General features: G+C 73.4%; 18 protein-coding genes. 2 read left to right on the top strand and 16 right to left on the bottom strand.

Going from position 1 to position 16,001, the window contains the following annotated elements; translation table 11 throughout:
- Positions 1 to 128 precede the first annotated feature (128 nt).
- The 14 genes from zapD to CKO13_RS05280 all read right to left on the bottom strand — a co-directional run bounded on the left by zapD (position 129) and on the right by CKO13_RS05280 (position 11,217).
- The gene (gene zapD, locus CKO13_RS05345) at positions 129 to 914 is read right to left on the bottom strand and encodes a cell division protein ZapD (protein WP_200257608.1); all 786 of its coding nucleotides are present in this window, start codon (positions 912 to 914) and stop codon (positions 129 to 131) included.
- Entirely contained in the window at positions 911 to 1,537 is a 627-nt protein-coding gene (gene coaE, locus CKO13_RS05340; RefSeq protein WP_200257606.1) for a dephospho-CoA kinase, read from the bottom strand. The genes zapD and coaE overlap by 4 nt, the downstream gene beginning before the upstream one ends.
- A 21-nt stretch (positions 1,538 to 1,558) precedes the next feature.
- Positions 1,559 to 2,338: a prepilin peptidase gene (locus tag CKO13_RS05335; protein WP_200257598.1), complete on the bottom strand. Its 780-nt coding sequence runs from the start codon at positions 2,336 to 2,338 to the stop codon at positions 1,559 to 1,561.
- Entirely contained in the window at positions 2,335 to 2,991 is a 657-nt protein-coding gene (gene tmk / locus CKO13_RS12670; RefSeq protein WP_200257596.1) for a dTMP kinase, read from the bottom strand. The genes CKO13_RS05335 and tmk overlap by 4 nt, the downstream gene beginning before the upstream one ends.
- Positions 2,988 to 4,019, bottom strand: a complete 1,032-nt coding sequence (gene mltG, locus CKO13_RS12665) for an endolytic transglycosylase MltG (RefSeq protein WP_200257595.1) — start codon at positions 4,017 to 4,019, stop codon at positions 2,988 to 2,990. The genes tmk and mltG overlap by 4 nt, the downstream gene beginning before the upstream one ends.
- Before the next feature lie 11 nt (positions 4,020 to 4,030).
- Positions 4,031 to 4,870 (bottom strand): aminodeoxychorismate lyase, encoded by an 840-nt coding sequence (gene pabC, locus CKO13_RS05320; RefSeq protein WP_200257594.1) that lies wholly within the window; start codon positions 4,868 to 4,870, stop codon positions 4,031 to 4,033.
- 4 nt (positions 4,871 to 4,874) lie between these two features.
- Entirely contained in the window at positions 4,875 to 6,119 is a 1,245-nt protein-coding gene (gene fabF, locus CKO13_RS05315) for a beta-ketoacyl-ACP synthase II (protein ID WP_200257593.1), read from the bottom strand.
- An 88-nt stretch (positions 6,120 to 6,207) separates the two neighbouring features.
- A complete protein-coding gene (gene acpP / locus CKO13_RS05310; RefSeq protein ID WP_200257592.1) occupies positions 6,208 to 6,447 on the bottom strand; it encodes an acyl carrier protein in 240 nt (79 codons plus the stop codon).
- Positions 6,448 to 6,580: 133 nt separating this feature from the next.
- Positions 6,581 to 7,333 (bottom strand): 3-oxoacyl-ACP reductase FabG, encoded by a 753-nt coding sequence (gene fabG / locus CKO13_RS05305; RefSeq protein WP_200257591.1) that lies wholly within the window; start codon positions 7,331 to 7,333, stop codon positions 6,581 to 6,583.
- Positions 7,334 to 7,392: 59 nt separating this feature from the next.
- On the bottom strand, positions 7,393 to 8,340 hold the full coding sequence (gene fabD / locus CKO13_RS05300; protein ID WP_200257589.1) for an ACP S-malonyltransferase: 948 nt from the start codon (positions 8,338 to 8,340) through the stop codon (positions 7,393 to 7,395).
- 62 nt (positions 8,341 to 8,402) lie between these two features.
- Positions 8,403 to 9,374 carry a beta-ketoacyl-ACP synthase 3 gene (locus tag CKO13_RS05295; RefSeq protein WP_200257587.1) on the bottom strand — a complete coding sequence of 324 codons (972 nt, stop codon included), beginning with the start codon at positions 9,372 to 9,374 and terminating at the stop codon, positions 8,403 to 8,405.
- Positions 9,371 to 10,405 carry a phosphate acyltransferase PlsX gene (gene plsX / locus CKO13_RS05290; RefSeq protein ID WP_200257584.1) on the bottom strand — a complete coding sequence of 345 codons (1,035 nt, stop codon included), beginning with the start codon at positions 10,403 to 10,405 and terminating at the stop codon, positions 9,371 to 9,373. Before plsX ends, CKO13_RS05295 begins: the two co-directional genes overlap by 4 nt.
- 70 nt (positions 10,406 to 10,475) lie before the next feature.
- Positions 10,476 to 10,655, bottom strand: coding sequence for a 50S ribosomal protein L32 (rpmF, locus tag CKO13_RS05285; RefSeq protein WP_200257582.1), 180 nt, complete (start codon positions 10,653 to 10,655; stop codon positions 10,476 to 10,478).
- 73 nt (positions 10,656 to 10,728) lie between these two features.
- Positions 10,729 to 11,217 carry a YceD family protein gene (locus tag CKO13_RS05280; protein ID WP_200257580.1) on the bottom strand — a complete coding sequence of 163 codons (489 nt, stop codon included), beginning with the start codon at positions 11,215 to 11,217 and terminating at the stop codon, positions 10,729 to 10,731.
- Positions 11,218 to 11,299: 82 nt separating this feature from the next.
- Here CKO13_RS05280 and CKO13_RS05275 point away from each other — a divergent pair, with 82 nt between their 5' ends.
- Positions 11,300 to 11,887 (top strand): Maf family protein, encoded by a 588-nt coding sequence (locus tag CKO13_RS05275; protein WP_420827058.1) that lies wholly within the window; start codon positions 11,300 to 11,302, stop codon positions 11,885 to 11,887.
- On the opposite strand, the gene CKO13_RS05270 is transcribed toward CKO13_RS05275, so the two are convergent.
- Both CKO13_RS05270 and CKO13_RS05265 read right to left on the bottom strand, forming a co-directional pair.
- Positions 11,884 to 12,834 carry a S49 family peptidase gene (locus CKO13_RS05270; protein WP_200257576.1) on the bottom strand — a complete coding sequence of 317 codons (951 nt, stop codon included), beginning with the start codon at positions 12,832 to 12,834 and terminating at the stop codon, positions 11,884 to 11,886. The genes CKO13_RS05275 and CKO13_RS05270 overlap by 4 nt on opposite strands.
- A 10-nt stretch (positions 12,835 to 12,844) precedes the next feature.
- Entirely contained in the window at positions 12,845 to 13,798 is a 954-nt protein-coding gene (locus CKO13_RS05265) for an RluA family pseudouridine synthase (RefSeq protein ID WP_200257574.1), read from the bottom strand.
- A 360-nt stretch (positions 13,799 to 14,158) separates the two neighbouring features.
- On the opposite strand from CKO13_RS05265, the gene CKO13_RS05260 reads away from it, so the two are divergent.
- The coding region (locus tag CKO13_RS05260; protein ID WP_242467900.1) for an Rne/Rng family ribonuclease at positions 14,159 to 16,001 on the top strand (1,843 nt) is incomplete at its 3' end.

Raw genomic sequence — 16,001 nt, 5'->3', positions numbered from 1 at the left:
TCTACGCCCTCGGCGGTGTCGGCGCGGCGGACGCCGCCACGGCGCGCCGCCACGGCGGCCAGGGAGTCGCCGCCATCCGCGGGCTGCTGGGCGGGGTGGCGTAGCGGCGTGGCGCCGCGGGCCCGGCGTCAGAGATCGCAGCGGGCGAGGTGGAAGGGGACGTCCTCGTTGACGGACTCCGGCCGGGTCAGGGTGTCCGGCTGGCGGAGGAAGCGGATCGTGACGAAGTGGCGGTTGCCGCTGATCTCCGGGATGACCGAGTCCTCGGCGGGGACCTGCAGGCGCAGCATCTGGATCGGCGGGTTGTCGAAGGGGATCCGGCGCTGCCAGGAGCCGCCGGGCGCCGTCTCCTCCTGGAATTGCCCCCCCTCGCGCTGCAGGCGCAGGGCGAAGTCGAGGGTGGCCCGCAGGTCGGCCATGCTGTCGAGCCAGCGCTGCAGGTCGGCGCGGCGCTCGCTGTAGGGGCGCGAGAGCCAGCGCTGGTAGCTGGGCAGGTCGAAGTTGCACGTCCCCGCGCCGAGGCCGAAGCGCTGGGCGATCGCCGCGAGGAGCTGGTCCTCGCGCAGGGCCTGCCCCATGGCGGCGTCGGGCTCGCCCACCCGGCGCAGCAGGGTCCGGCAGCGCTCGGTCTCCTTGCGCACCTCGTCGGCCGCCCACTGCCCGTGCTCCGCCATGCGGGCGAGCCCGCCGGAGAGGCGGTCGAGCTCCTTGATGATCTCCGAGCGGACCTCGCCGCGCTCGAGGATGTTGAGGGTGTAGATGAGCGCCTCGACGGCCGTGCGGCTGTCGATGGCCGCCTCGCGCTCCATGGCGGTGCTGGCCGTCTCCATGAGGAACTCGAGGCGCATCAGGGTGCGCAGCCGCTCGTTGAGCGGGTGCTCGTAGAGGACCCAACCGCTGTTGCTCTGGCTCATACGCTGCCTTCTCCGTCGGGGTGGCGGTGGCGGGCGAGGAAGCGCCGGTGGAGGAGGGCGACCTGCCCTGGGAGGCGCTCGCGCGCGCCGCTGTTGTCGATCAGCTCGTCGGCCGCGGCGCCGCGCGCGGCGCGGCCGGCCTGGGCGGCCATGCGGGCCTCGACCTCGGCCGCCGAGAGGCGGTCCCGCGCCGCCGCGCGCTGGCGCTGGGCGGCCTCGGGGAGGTCGACCACGACCACGCGGTCCATCTCCCGGTGCATCCCCGTCTCGACCAGTAAAGGTACCACCACGACGGCGTACGGGGCACCTACACCGGCGAGCCGGGCCTCGAGGCGCCGGCGCACGAGGGGGTGGAGGATCGCCTCAAGCCGCTGGCGCGCCTCGGGATCCTCGAAGACCCGGCGGCCCAGCGCGGCGCGGTCCAGGCGGCCCTCGGCGTCGAGGACCCCCGCGCCGAAGGCGTCGGCGACGGCGCGCAGCCCGTCGCTGCCGGGGCGCACGGCCTCCCGGGCGAGCCGGTCGGTGTCGATCACCGGCGCCCCCCGGGCGGCGAAGAGCCCGGCCACGGTGCTCTTGCCGCTGGCGATGCCGCCGGTCAGCCCGATGCGCAGTGTCTGGCCCATAGCGCCTCCGCGATCGCTGCGCTAGTACGCCGGGATGAGCGGCCACGCTGCTCCGCCCTGCAGCGCCACGGCGAGCGCCCAGCCGCTGGCGGCCAGGGCCGGGCCGAAGGGCAGCGGCTGGGCCAGGGAGCGGCGCCGCAGGGCCAGCGCCAGCGCCGCGATGAGCCCGCCGGAGGCGGCGAGGAGCACGAGCGCCGGCAGCGGCTGCCAGCCGAGCCACGCCCCGAGCGCCCCCGTGAGCTTGAAGTCGCCGTGGCCCATGCCCTCGCGGCCGGTGATCAGCCGGTGGCCGTGGTAGACCGCCCAGAGGGCAGTGTAGCCGGCGGCGGCGCCGATGACGGCGTCGCCGGGCGCCAGGGGGCTGGCCGGCAGGAGGCTCCACAGCAGCCCGGCCCAGAGCAGGGGCAGCGTCAGGGCGTCGGGCAGCAGGTAGTGCTCGTAGTCGATGGCGGCGGCGGCGAGGAGGGTCCAGGTCAGGCCGAGCAGGGCCAGGGCCTGCGGCGTGGGGCCCGTCACCGCGACCACGGCCGCCGAGGCCGCCGCGCTGGCGAGCTCGACGAGGGGGTAGCGCGCCGGGATGGGCCGCCGGCAGCCGCGGCAGCGCCCGCAGGGGCGCCGGCCCTCGGCGGCCTCGCAGAGCAGCGCCCGGGCGAGCGCCTGGGCGAGCTGCCCCTTGCCGAGGCCCGAGCGCCCCGTCAGCAGGAGGGCGTGGTGGAGCCGGCCGGCGTCGTAGAGGGCGAGCAGCCGCTCGAGCTCCGGCTCGAGCCACGGGGGAAGGATCGCCTCCTGCGCCCCCGTCACGGCCGCCCTCCCCGGCCCGCTGTCACCAGCTCGGCGACCGCCCTGTAGACCGCTGCCGCCACGGCCTCGGCGGGCTGGTTGGCGTCGATGCAGCGGAAGCGTCCCGGCTCGGCCTGCGCCCGTCGCCAGTACGCCGCCCGGGCCGCCTCGAAGAAGGCCTCCCGCTCGCCCTCGAAGCGATCCGGCGCGCCGCCGCGCGCCGTGACCCGCCGGCGCCCGACGCCGATATCCACGTCGAGGAGCAGCGTCAGGTCCGGGCCGAAGCCGCCGTGGACCCACTCCTCGAGGGCGGCGATGCGCGCCTCGCCGAGGCCGCGCCCGCCGCCCTGGTAGGCGTAGGTGGCGTCGGTGAAGCGATCGCTCACCACCCAGCGCCCCTGCTCGAGGGCCGGGTAGACGACCCGCTGGAGGTGCTCGGCGCGGGCGGCGAAGACGGTGAGCACCTCCGCCTCGACCCCCAGGTCGCTGTACTGCGGGTCCAGCAGCAGGCCCCGCAGCGCCTCGGCGAAGGGGGTGCCGCCGGGCTCCCGGGTGAACAGCGGCGCCTCGACGCCGTGCTCGGCCAGGGCGTCGCGGACCGCCTCGAGGCACGTCGTCTTCCCCGCCCCCTCGAGGCCCTCGACGGTGATAAAGCGCCCCGCCCGGCCGGTCACTCCGCTCCCCCCTCGCCGAGGATGTAGCGCTCCACGGCGCGGTTGTGCTCCTCGAGCGTCGCGGAGAAGTGGTGGGTGCCGTCGCCCCGGGCGACGAAGTAGAGCGCCTCGCCCTCGGCCGGGTTGACGGCCGCCCGGAGGGCGGCGGCGCTGGGCAGGGCGATCGGGGTCGGCGGCAGGCCGTGGTGGGTATAGGTGTTGTAGGGTGTCTCGCGGCGCAGGTCGGCGCGCCGCAGCCGCCCCTCGTGCTCCTCGCCGAGGCCGTAGCGCACGCTCGGGTCGGCCTGCAGGCGCATGCCGCGCTCGAGCCGGCGGGTGAAGACGCCGGCGACGCGGCGGCGCTCCTCGGCGACGCGCACCTCCCGCTCGATCAGCGAGGCGAGGATCAGCGCCTCGTAGGGCCCCTCGAGGGGCAAGCCCTCCTGGCGCTGGGCCCAGATCCGCTCCAGCCGCTCCTGCATCTCGCGGTAGGCGGTGCGCAGCAGCTTGCGGTCGCTCGTCCCCCGGGGGAACTGGTAGGTGGTCGGGAAGAACAGCCCCTCCGGGTCGCGGCCGCCGAGGCCGAGCGCCTCGAGGAGCTGGTCGTCGGGGACCTCCTCGAGGGTGGCCCGTACCGCCTCGTGGCGCTCCAGCGCCCGGCGGAAGCGCGCGAAGGTCCAGCCCTCGACCACCGTCAGCCGGTACTGGATCACCTCCCCGTCGACGATGCGCGAGAGCAGCCCGCGCGCTGTCATGCCCGCCTCGACGGCGTACTCCCCGGACTGCAGGCGCCCGGCCACGCCCTGGGCCCGGCCGTAGAGGCGCAGCCCGAGCATGGCGCCGAGGCTGGCCCAGCCCCGCTCGTGGAGGGTGCGGGTGACGCCGTTGAGGGAGGCGCCGGGCGCCACCTCGAGCCGCCCCGGCGGGTCCGCGACCCTCAGGGGCTGATGGATCTCGTAGGCGAGCCAGCCCAGCGCGGCCAGGGCGAGCGCCGCTCCCCCTGCTGCCGCGGCTGCGGCCCGGACGAGCCACCGGGAGGGGCGGGCCACGGCGCGCCGCCCTACCCTCGGCCGCCGGCCGGCGCCAGGGCCTCGCCGGCGACGGCCTCCTGCAGGCGCCGGGTGACCGGCCCGACGGCGAGGGGGCGATTGGCCACGGCGCGTACCGGCCAGAGACCGATGACGCTGTTGGTGAGGAACATCTCCGCGACGCCTCCCAGCTCCTCCGGATAGAGCCCGCGGTGCTCAACGCCGAGGCCGAGGGCCTCGGCCTGCTCGAGGACGTAGCGGCGCATCACGCCGGCCACCCCGCAGAGGCTCAGGGGCGGGGTGATCAGGGTGCGGCCCTGCACCGCGAAGGCGTTGGTCGCCGTGCCCTGGATGATGAGCCCATTGTCGTCGAGCATCAGCCCCTCGGCAATCGCCGGGTCGCGCCACTCGCCGCGGGCGAGCACCTGCTCGAGGCGGTTGAGGTGCTTCATCCCGGCCAGCGCCGGCTGCGCGGCCAGGCGCGTGCGGCAGAGGCGCACGTCCACGCCGTCCCAGTGCTCGGGCGGATGGAGCGGCGCGTCGTGGAGGGAGAGCAGCCGCGTCGGCAAGGGGCGCGCGGGCGGTCGGTAGCCGCGCCCCTCCCCCGCCCCGCGGGTCAGGACGATCTTGAGCACCGCCCGGTCGGCGCCCTGGACGAGGTAGCGCGCCTCCTCGCGCAGCGTGGTCAGCGGCGGCTCCGGGAGGCCTAGCCGGCGGGCCCCCTCGAGGAGGCGGTCCATATGGTAGTCCCACAGCCGCGGCTGGCCGCCGACCACGGCGAGGGTCTCGAAGAGGCCGTCGCCGTAGGCGAGGCCGCGATCGCCCGCCTCGACGGCGGCTTCCGCGCGCCCGTTGACGAGCTGGCCGAGCACCCCGCTAGGCCGGTCGCCGGAAGACCAGCGAGCCGTTCGTCCCGCCGAAGCCGAAGGAGTTCGTCAGGACCGCGCCGAGGCGCTCCTGGCGCGCCTCGTGGGGGACGAGGTCGAGCCCCGCGCAGGCGGGCTCCGGCTGATCGAGGTTGATGGTCGGGGGGATGATGCCGTCGCGGAGCGCGAGGACGCTGAAGGCGGCCTCGATGCCCCCGGCGGCGCCGAGCAGGTGGCCCGTCATCGACTTCGTCGAGCTCATGGCGACAGGGCGCGCGCCCTTGCCGAAGAGCCGCTGCACCGCGGCGGCCTCGGCGAGGTCCCCGGTGGGCGTCGAGGTGCCGTGGGCGTTGATGTAGTCGACCTCCTCGGGCGCCATGCCGGCGTCCTCGAGGGCGCGGGCGATGCACCGCTCCGCCCCCTTCCCCGCCTCGTCGGGCTGGGTGATGTGGTAGGCGTCGCTGTTGCTGCCGAAGCCGGCGAGCTCGGCGTAGATGGGGGCGCCGCGCCGCCGGGCGTGGCCGTAGGACTCGAGGACGAGGATGGCCGCCCCCTCGCTGAGCACGAAGCCGTCGCGGTCGACGTCCCAGGGCCGGCTGGCGGCCTGGGGGTCGTCGTTCCGGGCCGAGAGGGCCCGCGCCGCCGAGAAGCCGGCTAACCCGAGGGGGGTGACGCACTTCTCCGTCCCGCCGGCGATCATGACGTCGGCGTCGCCGGCACGGATCAGGCGGGCCGAGAGCCCGATGTTGTGGGTGCCCGAGGCGCAGGCGGTGACCGTCGACAGGTTGGGGCCGCGCAGGCCGTGGCGGATCGAGATATTGCCGGCGGCCATGTTGATCACGCTGCTCGGCACGAGGAACGGCGAGACCTTCCGGGGGCCGCTCTCGAGCAGCGTGCGGTGGCCGTTCTCGATCCCCTGGAGGCCGCCGATCCCCGAGCCGAGGGAGATCCCGATCCGGTCGGCGTTCTCCTCGCCGACCTCCACGCCGCTGTCCGCCATGGCCTCGCTGCAGGCGCCGAGGGCGTAGTGGATGAACGGATCCATCCGGCGCGCCTCCTTGGCCCCGATCAGCCCGGTCACGTCGAAGCCCTCGACGGTCCCGGCGAAGCGAACCGAGTAGGCCGAAGGATCGAACTCCGTGATTGGACGGATGCCGCTTTGGCCGGACGTCACCGCAGACCAGGCCTGCTCCGCCGTGTTGCCGACGGGCGAGACGATGCCCAGGCCGGTGACGACGACAGCTTGATCGTCCATTGGAGTCTCTCCAGGAGGTGTAAAGAGAGATGGGGCCGGTCGAGCGCCGACCCCACTACGCCTTTAGGCCGTACTCTCTACCCGGAGCTTAGCTCTCCAGGTGCTTATTGATGTAGTCGACGGCCTGCTGGACGGTGGTGATCTTCTCCGCCTCCTCGTCGGGGATCTCGCACTCGAACTCCTCCTCGAGGGCCATGACGAGCTCGACGGTGTCCAGCGAGTCGGCGCCGAGGTCGTCCACGAAGGAGGCCTCACCGGTCACCTCCTCCTCCTTGACGCCCAGCTGCTCGACGACAATCTTCTTTACGCGGTCTTCGATGCTGCTCATGTAAAAGGTCCTCCGCGGTTTCTTAGGCGCAGTCTTCGGCTGCGGCGCGTATTGTAGGGGAACTGCCTGCCGAGTACCAGGATTCGGCCCGGATCTTTGGAGTACGCGCAACTCCCTGAATATTCGAGGGCAATCAGGCCATATAGAGGCCGCCGTTGACGTGGAGCGTCTCGCCGGTGATATAGCGCGCCGACGGCGAGGCGAGGAAGGCCACGGTGGCGGCGATATCCTCCGGCTTGCCGAGCTGCTCGAGGGGGATGTTGGCGGTCAGCGCCGCGCGCTGCTCCTCGCTCATCGCGGCGGTCATGTCCGTCTCGACAAAGCCGGGGGCGACGGTGTTGACGGTGATCCCGCGGCTGCCCACCTCCCGCGCCAGGGACTTCGTCAGCCCGGTGATCCCCGCCTTGGCGGCGGCGTAGTTCGCCTGGCCGGCGTTGCCCATGGCGCCGACGACGGAGCCGATGTTGATGATCCGCCCGCGCCGGGCCTTCATCATGCCCCGCAGGCAGGCCTGGCTCACGCGGTAGACGGCGGTGAGGTTGGTGTCGATGATCGAGCCCCACTCCTCGTCCTTCATCCGCATGACGAGGTTGTCGCGGGTGATGCCGGCGTTGTTGACCAGGATGGTCGGCGCCCCGTGCGCCCGGCCGATCTCGGCGATTGTCGCCTCGACCTGCTCCGGGTCCGTGATATCCAGGGCCATGCCGGTGCCGCGCAGCCCCGCCTCCTCGAGCCCGGCGGCGATCCGCTGCGCCCCCTCGGCCGTCGTCGCCGTGCCGATGGCGTACGCCCCGGCCCGCGCCAGGGCGTAGAGGATCGCCTGGCCGATCCCGCGGCTCGCCCCGGTCACGAGCGCGATCTCCTGCTCCAGCTCGTGGTCTTGCACGCGCCCTCCTCCTCTATTTCCTCGGATGTGGCTCGCTGCAGTGCGCTGCCGTCGCGCTGCTACGCCTGGAGGCGCTCGAGTAGCCCCTCCAGGGCCTCCGGCTCGTTGAGGGCGGTCCCCTCGAGGCTGCGCTCGATCCGCCGCGTCAGGCCGGTGAGGACCTTGCCGGGGCCGCACTCGACGACCACCCCGACGCCCTGCTCGGCCATGCGCCGCACCGTCTCCGTCCAGCGTACCGGGTGGGCCAGCTGCTCGACGAGCCGGCGCCGGATCTCGCCGGCCTGGTCGCTGCAGGCCACGTCCACGTTGTGGAGGACGGGGATGCGCGGCGGCGCCACGCTGACCGCCTCGAGGCGCTCGGCGAGGCGCTCGGCGGCCGGCTGCATGAGGCTGCAGTGGGACGGGGCGCTCACCGCCAGCGGGAGCACCCGCTTCGCCCCCGCCTCGCGGGCGGCCGCCCCGGCCCGCTCGACGGCGTCGTGGTCGCCGGCGATGACCACCTGCCCGGGGGCGTTGAAGTTGACGGCCTGGACGACCTCGCCCTGGGCGGCCTCGGCGCAGATCTCCGCCACCTGCTCGTCGGCAAGCCCGATGATCGCCGCCATGCCGCCCTGCCCCGCCGGGACGGCCTCCTGCATGTAGCGCCCCCGGTCGGCGACCAGGGGCGCGGCCTCGGCCAGGGTGAGGCTCCCCGCGGCGACCAGGGCCGTGTACTCGCCGAGGCTGTGCCCGGCCAGCACCGCCGGCTGCGCGCCGCCCCGCTCCTGCCAGACGCGCCACAGGGCGACGCCGGCGGTCAGCAGCGCCGGCTGGGTCCGGTCGGTGCGGTCGAGCGCCTCGGCCGGCCCCTCCTCGACCAGCTGCCACAGGTCGTAGCCCAGCGCCTCGGAGGCCTCCCGGAAGGTCTCGGTCACGGTGGTGCTGCCGCGCCAGGAGGCCATCATGCCGACGGCCTGGGCCCCCTGGCCGGGAAAGACAAAGGCCAAGTCCTCTCTGCTCTGGCTCATCCTCTGCTCCGAATGGACGGTTCAACGCGCCCGGGGCGCCGCTCCGCGCCCCGCCTGCACCCTCAGTAGCGGACCAGGGCCGACCCCCACGTGAAGCCGCCCCCGAAGGCCTCGAGCATCAGCAGCTCGCCGCGCTGGATGCGCCCGTCGCGCACGGCGGTATCGAGGGCGATCGGGATCGAGGCGGCCGAGGTGTTGCCGTGCTCGCCCACCGTCACGACGACCCGGTCCATGGCCAGGTCGAGCTTCTTGGCGGTGGCCTGGATGATCCGGATGTTGGCCTGGTGGGGCACCAGCCAGTCGACCTGCGACTTATCGACGCCGGCGGAGGCCAGGGTGTCCTCGACGATGCGGGTGAGGGTGTTGACCGCGACCTTGAAGACCTCGTTGCCGCGCATGCGGATGTAGCCGCCCTGGCTCTCCAGGGCGGCGTAGCCCTGCCCCGGGCCCCAGGGTACGTAGAGCAGCGGCTCGTGGCGGCCGTCGGAGTGCAGGTGGGTCGAGAGCACCCCCGGCTGCTCCCCGGCCTCCAGCACCACGGCGCCTGCGCCGTCGCCGAAGAGGACGCAGGTGCCGCGGTCCTCCCAGTCGATGATCCGGCTCATGGTCTCGGCGCCGACGACCAGGGCGCGCGAGGCGCCGCCGGTGCGGATGAAGCGGTCGGCGACGCTGAGCGCGTAGATGAACCCGGAGCAGGCGGCGGAGACGTCGAAGGCCGCCCCGCCGGGGCGCAGGCCGAGGCTGTGCTGCAGGGCCGAGGCCGTGCTCGGGAAGATCCGGTCCGGGGTGCAGGTGGCGACGACGATCAGGTCGACCTCCTCGCCCCTGCAGCCGGCGGCCTCCAGGGCCCGCTGCGCGGCGATGCGGCCGAGGTCCCCGCAGCTCTGGTCGTCGCCGACCAGCCGGCGCTCGCGGATGCCGGTGCGCTCGCGGATCCAGCTGTCCGAGGTCTCGACGAGCTGCTCGAGCTCGTGGTTGGTGACCACCCGCTCCGGGAGGTAGCTGCCGGTCCCGATGATTCTTGCGCTAGTCACGCCCCTTCCTTCGCCCCTGCTAGCAGCGGCTCGATCCGCGCCTCGATGAGGCCGGGCACACCTTGCTGCACCTCGAGGACTGCCGTGTCGATCGCCCGCCCGAAAGCGAAGGCGTCTGCCGAGCCGTGGCTCTTCAGGGCGACCCCGCGCAGGCCGAGGAGACTCGCCCCGTTATACTGCCGGGGATCGATCCGCCGTCGCAACGCCTTGAGCACGGGCATGGCGACGAGCCCCGCGAGCCGGGTCAGGAGCGTACGGCGGAACTCCGTGCGCATGTACTCGGAGATCAGGGCGGCGACCCCCTCGCTGCTCTTGAGCGCGACGTTGCCGACGAAGCCGTCGCAGACGACGATATCCGCCTCGCCGGTGAAGATGCCGTCGCCCTCGATGTAGCCGACGTAGTTGATCGGCTCGGAGGCGGAGAGCAGCCCGGCGGCCCGCTTGACCTGCTCGTTGCCCTTGATCTCCTCCTCGCCGATGTTGAGTAGCCCGACCCGCGGGCGCTCGACGCCGTGGATGGCCTCGGTGGCCACCGCCCCCATGACGGCGAACTGGAAGAGGTGCTCGGCGGTGCAGTCGATATTGGCGCCGAGGTCGAGCATGTGCGTGGCGCCGCCGCGGCTCGGGATGGTGCTCATGATCGCCGGGCGGTCGATCCCGGGCAGGGTCTTGAGCAGGTAGCGCGCCGTCGCCATGAGCGCGCCGGTATTCCCGGCGCTGACGCAGCCGTCGGCCTCGCCGGCCCGGACGCGCTCGAGCGCCACCCGCATCGAGGAGTCGCGCTTGTAGCGCAGCGCCTGGGAGGGCGGCTCGTCCATGCCGACGACCTCGTTGCAGTGGTGGATCGTCAGGCGCTCCGGCTCGCCGGCCCGCTGGCGCTCGAGCTCCTCGAGAAGCCGCGGGCGCTGCCCTACGAGGGTGATGTGCAGCTCCGGGTGGCGCTCGAGGGCGCCCAGCGCCGCCGGGACCACGGCCTCCGGGCCGTAGTCCCCGCCCATCGCATCGAGGCTCAGGGTGGTGGTTTCGCTCATGGGCTCCGCCTTCGGAGGAGGCGGGGCGGCGCGGCGAGCGGATCGCCGCGCCGCCCCCTAGCAGAGAGGCTCAGTCGTCCTGGCCGCGGGTGACCTTGCGGCCGCGGTAGTAGCCGTCGGCGCTGATGTGGTGGCGGCGATGGGTCTCGCCGGTGCTCGGCTCGGTGGCCAGGGTCGGCTTCTCGAGGGACTGGTGGGCGCGGCGCATCCCGCGCTTCGACGGCGACTTGCGATTCTGCTGTACAGCCATGGGTGCTCTCCGGCTCGATCTTCTCGTGGGTAGTAGTGGCTTGTCGTGCGTAGCGGCCTGCCGGGGGATCGCCCTAGTGCTCGGTCGCCCCTGTCCCGATTCGCCCCTTCAGCGCAGCGAACGGGCTCAGCTCGGCGCGCGCCGCCGCAGCGCTGTTGGGGGGAGTCCCGCACTCGTCATCCGGGTGCCGCGCGACGAGCGGCAGGGCGAGCAGCAGCTCCTCCTCGGCGATCTCCGTGGGCGCGACGGCCCCTGTGCTGACGAACGGCTCGAGCTCCTCGGGCAGCGCCTCCCCCTCCTGCTCTGAGGCGACGAGCACGAGGTGGAACTCGGCCTCGACGCGGTAGGCGAAGGGCTGCAGGCAGCGCTGGCAGCGCAGCGGGAGCTCGGCGCGGACCGCGCCGGCCAGGTAGCGCCGCCCGGCCTCGTCCACCCCGCCGTACAGGCGCAGATGCGCCGCGCCCTCCGGGCGCTCGAGAAGCGGCGCAAGGCGCGGCATGGAGGCCAGCTCGATCGTGCCCTCGACCTCGCCCCCCGGCGCCGCGAGCTCTTCAGGGGCCAAACCGTCCGGTAACATAGAAGATTGCATCCTATAGGCACCGAGTTAGCGTGTAAAGCCCTGGCACAGGGGGATTTCCGGCGATATGCTAGCGCCCATGCACGAGACGCTCATCCTCGCTTCCGGCTCGCCCTACCGGCGCGAGCTGCTCGGGCGCCTGGGCCTGCCCTTCGAGGTGGCGGCCCCGGAGATCGACGAGACCCCCCGCCCCGCCGAGCCGGCGCAGCAGACGGTGCGCCGGCTCGCCGCGGCCAAGGCCCGCGCGGTGGCCGCCCGCCGCCCGGAGGCGGTGGTCATCGGCAGCGACCAGCTCGCCGCCCTCGACGGCGAGATCCTGGGCAAGCCCGGCACCCCCGAGCGCGCCCGCGCGCAGCTCGAGCGCGCCTCGGGCCGCGAGGTGGCCTTCCTGACGGCGGTGGCGGTCGCCCGCGGCGATGCGCTCGAGGAGGCGCTCGAGACCGTCACCGTCCGCTTCCGGGCGCTCGACGCGGAGACGATCGCCCGCTACGTCGAGGCGGACCGCCCCCTCGACTGCGCCGGGGCGATCCGCTCGGAGGGGCTCGGCGCCGCCCTGCTCGAGGCCGTCGAGAGCCGCGATCCGGCGGCGCTCGTCGGCCTACCGCTGGTCCGCGTCGCCGAGCTGCTGCGCCGGTACGGGATCCGGCTGCCCTAGCGGGGCTGGTACTCGAGCCGCTGCAGCGTCGAGAACAGCCCTTGCCCCAGGGCGGTCCCCAGCCGCTCGCTCAGGCGGCCGAGCAGGTCGCGCTGGACGGTGTAGTCGACCACCTGCTCCTCGCCGACGACCTCGCGGGCCACGCTCCGGACGCTGCCGACCCCGTCGGCGAGCCCGAGCTCGACGCTCTGGCTCCCCGTCCACACCAGCCCCGAGAAGAGCTCGTTCTCCTGCGGATTCACCAGGTGCCCGTCACGGCCAGCCCGGACATCGGCGATGAACTGCTCGTGGATCTCGCCGAGCATGGACTGGAGGTGCTCCACCTGCTCGGGGCGCTCCGGGGAGAAGGGGTCGAGGAAGTCCTTGTTCTCGCCGGCGGTGTAGAGGCGCCGCTCGATGCCGAGCCGCTCCAGGGCGTCCTCGAGGCCGAAGCCGCCCATGATCACGCCGATGGAGCCGACGATGCTCGCCTCGTCGACGTAGATCCGGTCGGCGGCGGCCGCGGCGTAGTAGGCCCCCGAGGCGCCGACATCCTCGATGACGGCGTACAGCGGCGTATCGGGATTCTCCTCGCGCAGCCGCTGGATGGCGTCGTAGATCTGGCTCGAGTGGACGGCGCTGCCGCCCGGGCTGTTAATGCGCAGGACCACCCCGGCGGCCTGCTCGGCCTCGAAGGCCGCCTCCAGGCCGTCGATGACCTGCCCGGCGCTCGCCGGCGAGTCCGCCATGATCGGCCCCTCGAGGCGCACCTCGGCGGTATGGGGGCCGATATCCTCCTGCGCCGTGCCGCCGAGCTGGCAGCGGCCGAGGCTGAGGATCGCGGCCGCGACGAGCAGGAGCAGGAGGCTGCGCCAGACGATCTGCCAGCGCCGCGCCCGGCGCCGCTCGCGCACCCAGTCCGCGTGGATCTCGCGCAGGGCCTTCTGCTCCCAGGTCTCTTCGCTCATGGCGCCTCCTTCAATGCTCGCCGGCGGCGAGGGCCTCGAGGACGGTCTGCAGGTCGCCGCTCAGCGGCGCCTCCACAGAGACGGCCTCTCCGCTATCGGGGTGGTGGAACTGCAGCCTGGCGGCGTGCAGGAAGAGCCGGCGCAGCCCGCTGCGGCGCAGCTCGGCGTTGGCGCGGCGATCGCCGTAGCGGTCGTCGCCGGCGACGGGGTGGCCGAGGTGCCGGGCGTGGACCCGGATCTGGTGGGTCCGCCCGGTGCCTAGCCGGGCGTCCACCAGGCAGGCCCGCCGGTAGCGCCTCAAGACCTCGAAGGTGGTGCGGGCCTGGCGGCCCTGCTCGCTCACCCGGACCTGGCGCTCGCGGGGGGCGCCGCCGAGCCGCTCGAGGGGGGCCTCGACGCGGCGGCGATCCTGCTGGAGGGCGCCGGTGAGCAGGGCCGTGTAGCGCTTCTCGATGCGCCCCTGGCGCAGCTGCTCGTGGAGCCGGCGCAGCGTCGAGCGCCGCTTGGCGAGCATCAGGCAGCCGCTCGTCTCCTGGTCGAGCCGGTGGGCGAGCTCCAGGAAGCGCAGCTCCTGGCGCAGCTGGCGCATCGCCTCGATCAGGCCGAGGCCGACGCTGCTGCCGCCGTGCACCGCCAGCCCGGAGGGCTTGTCGAGCACCAGCAGGCGCTCGTCCTCGTAGAGGACCGCCCCGCGCAGGCGCTCCGCCAGCCCCCTCGAGGGCGCCGCGGCCTCGGCCTGCCGGGGCTGGGTAACCGGAGGAATGCGCACCACCTCGCCGGCGCGCAGCCGGCGCGTCGGGCGGGCCCGGCCGCCGTCGACCCGGACCTCCCCGCGGCGCAGCAGGCGGTAGACCCGGCTGCGCGGCAGGCCCTTGAGCTGGCGCAGGAGGAAGTTATCGATCCGCTGCCCCGCCTCCTCGGCCAGGACCTCGTGGTGGCGAACGCGGGGATTCGGCTCGGACATTCCACCAGTTTACCAAAAGTATTGGTTTGATTGGATACGCAAGTGCCTGATACGATTAACCGCACCTGCCACCCCTTCAGAGGGGCTTGCGGCAACAGTTTACCGGAGCCGGCGCTACGGCGCTGGCCCTGCAGGCGAGCGAAGCGAACGGTCGACCGCGGCCCTGGATGCGCCGTGGTCGGATGCCCACGACGTACAACGCCCTGCGCCCCTCCGGAGAAGCGCGGATGATGAGCTCGACCGTCCCCTGCTGGCTACTGGAGATGCTCCTCGGACGGTTGGCCCCGCAGCACGTCCCTGGTCCTGCGCTAGGTCCCTCTCGCGGAGCGATGGCGGCCGGGCATCGGAGAGTCTACACCCATGAAGAGAATGCTGATCAACGCGACTCAGCCCGAGGAGTTGCGCGTGGCCATGGTCGATGGCCAGACCCTCTACGACCTCGATATCGAGACCCCCGCCCGCGAGCAGAAGAAGGCGAATATCTACAAGGGAATTATCACCCGCATCGAGCCGAGCCTCGAGGCGGCCTTCATCCAGTACGGCGCTGAGCGCCACGGCTTCCTGCCGTTCAAGGAGATCGCCCCGGCGTACTGCACCGGCAAGGACGGGCAGCGGCTGGGCCCGCGGGAGGCGCTGCGCGAGAACCAGGAGGTCCTCGTGCAGGTCGACAAGGAGGAGCGCGGCACCAAGGGCGCGGCCCTGACGACCTACATCAGCCTCGCCGGGCGCTACCTCGTGCTCATGCCCAACAACCCCCGCGCCGGCGGCGTCTCCCGGCGCATCGAGGGCTCCGAGCGCGCCGAGATCCGCGAGAGCCTCCGCCACCTCGACGTCCCCGAGGGGATGGGGCTGATCGTGCGCACCGCCGGCGTCGGCCGCAGCACCGAGGAGCTGCAGTGGGACCTCGACTACCTGCTCAAGCTCTGGGAGGCCATCCTCAAGGCCACGGCCGACCGTGCGGCCCCCTTCCTGGTCTACCAGGAGAGCGACGTCATCATCCGCGCGCTGCGCGACTACCTGCGCCCGGAGATCGACGAGGTCCTCGTCGACGACGACGAGGTCCACGGCAAGGCGCGGGAGTTCATCGAGCAGGTCATGCCCCACAACCGCTCGAAGCTCAAGCGCTATCAGGATCCGGTCCCGCTGTTCTCGCGCTACCAGATCGAGAGCCAGATCGAGTCGGCCTTCCAGCGCGATGTCCGCCTGCCCTCCGGCGGCGCCATCGCCATCGACCACACCGAGGCGCTGATCTCCATCGACATCAACTCCTCGCGGGCCACCAAGGGCGCCGACATCGAGGAGACGGCGCTCAACACCAACCTCGAGGCCGCCGACGAGATCGCCCGGCAGATCCGGCTGCGCGACCTCGGCGGGCTGATCGTCATCGACTTCATCGACATGGGCCCGCCGCGCCACCAGCGCGAGGTCGAGAGCCGGCTCCGCGAGGCGGTCAAGGCGGACCGGGCGCGCGTGCAGGTTGGGCGGATCTCGCGCTTCGGGCTGCTCGAGATGTCCCGGCAGCGGCTGCGCTCCTCCCTCGGCGAGGCGCACCAGGAGGTCTGCAACCGCTGCGGCGGCCAGGGCCGGGTGCGCAGCGTCGAGTCCCTGGCGCTGTCGATCCTGCGCATCGTCGAGGAGGAGGCGATGAAGGAGAAGACCGGCAAGGTCCTCGCCCAGCTGCCGGTGGAGGTCGGCACCTACCTCCTCAACGAGAAGCGCTCCCAGATCGCCGAGCTGGAGGCCCGGCACGGGGTGCACATCCTGCTCATCCCCAACCGCGACTTCGAGACGCCGCACTACGAGGTGCGGCGGATCCGCACCGGGGAGGATACCGACGAGGCGGCGAGCAGCTACGACCTGGCGACGCCGAGCGCCGAGCCGACCACCCTCGAGGCAGCCGGCGAGCCCGCCAGCCGGCCGCCGACGCCGGCGGTGCAGGGCATCACGCCCAGCGCCCCGGCCCCCGAGCCCGGGGGCACCAAGGCGGCGGAGGCGGACACCGACCAGCAGGCCCCGCTAGGCTCGATCTTCAGGCGCCTGCGGGGGCTGCTCTTCCAGGGCGGCGATCAGCAGCAGGACCAGCAGGCCGGCGGCGAGACCGCCGGGCAGCAGCCCACCGAGGGCGCACGGTCCGCCAGCGACGGCCAGGGCAGCAGCGCCGGCGGCAGCCGCCGGCGCTGCTGCCCTGGCCGTCGCTGGCGGA

Source organism: Halorhodospira neutriphila, from assembly GCF_016584055.1.
GTDB classification, from domain to species: Bacteria; Pseudomonadota; Gammaproteobacteria; order Nitrococcales; family Halorhodospiraceae; genus Halorhodospira; species Halorhodospira neutriphila.
This window is presented reverse-complemented; position numbering and strand designations above follow the sequence as displayed.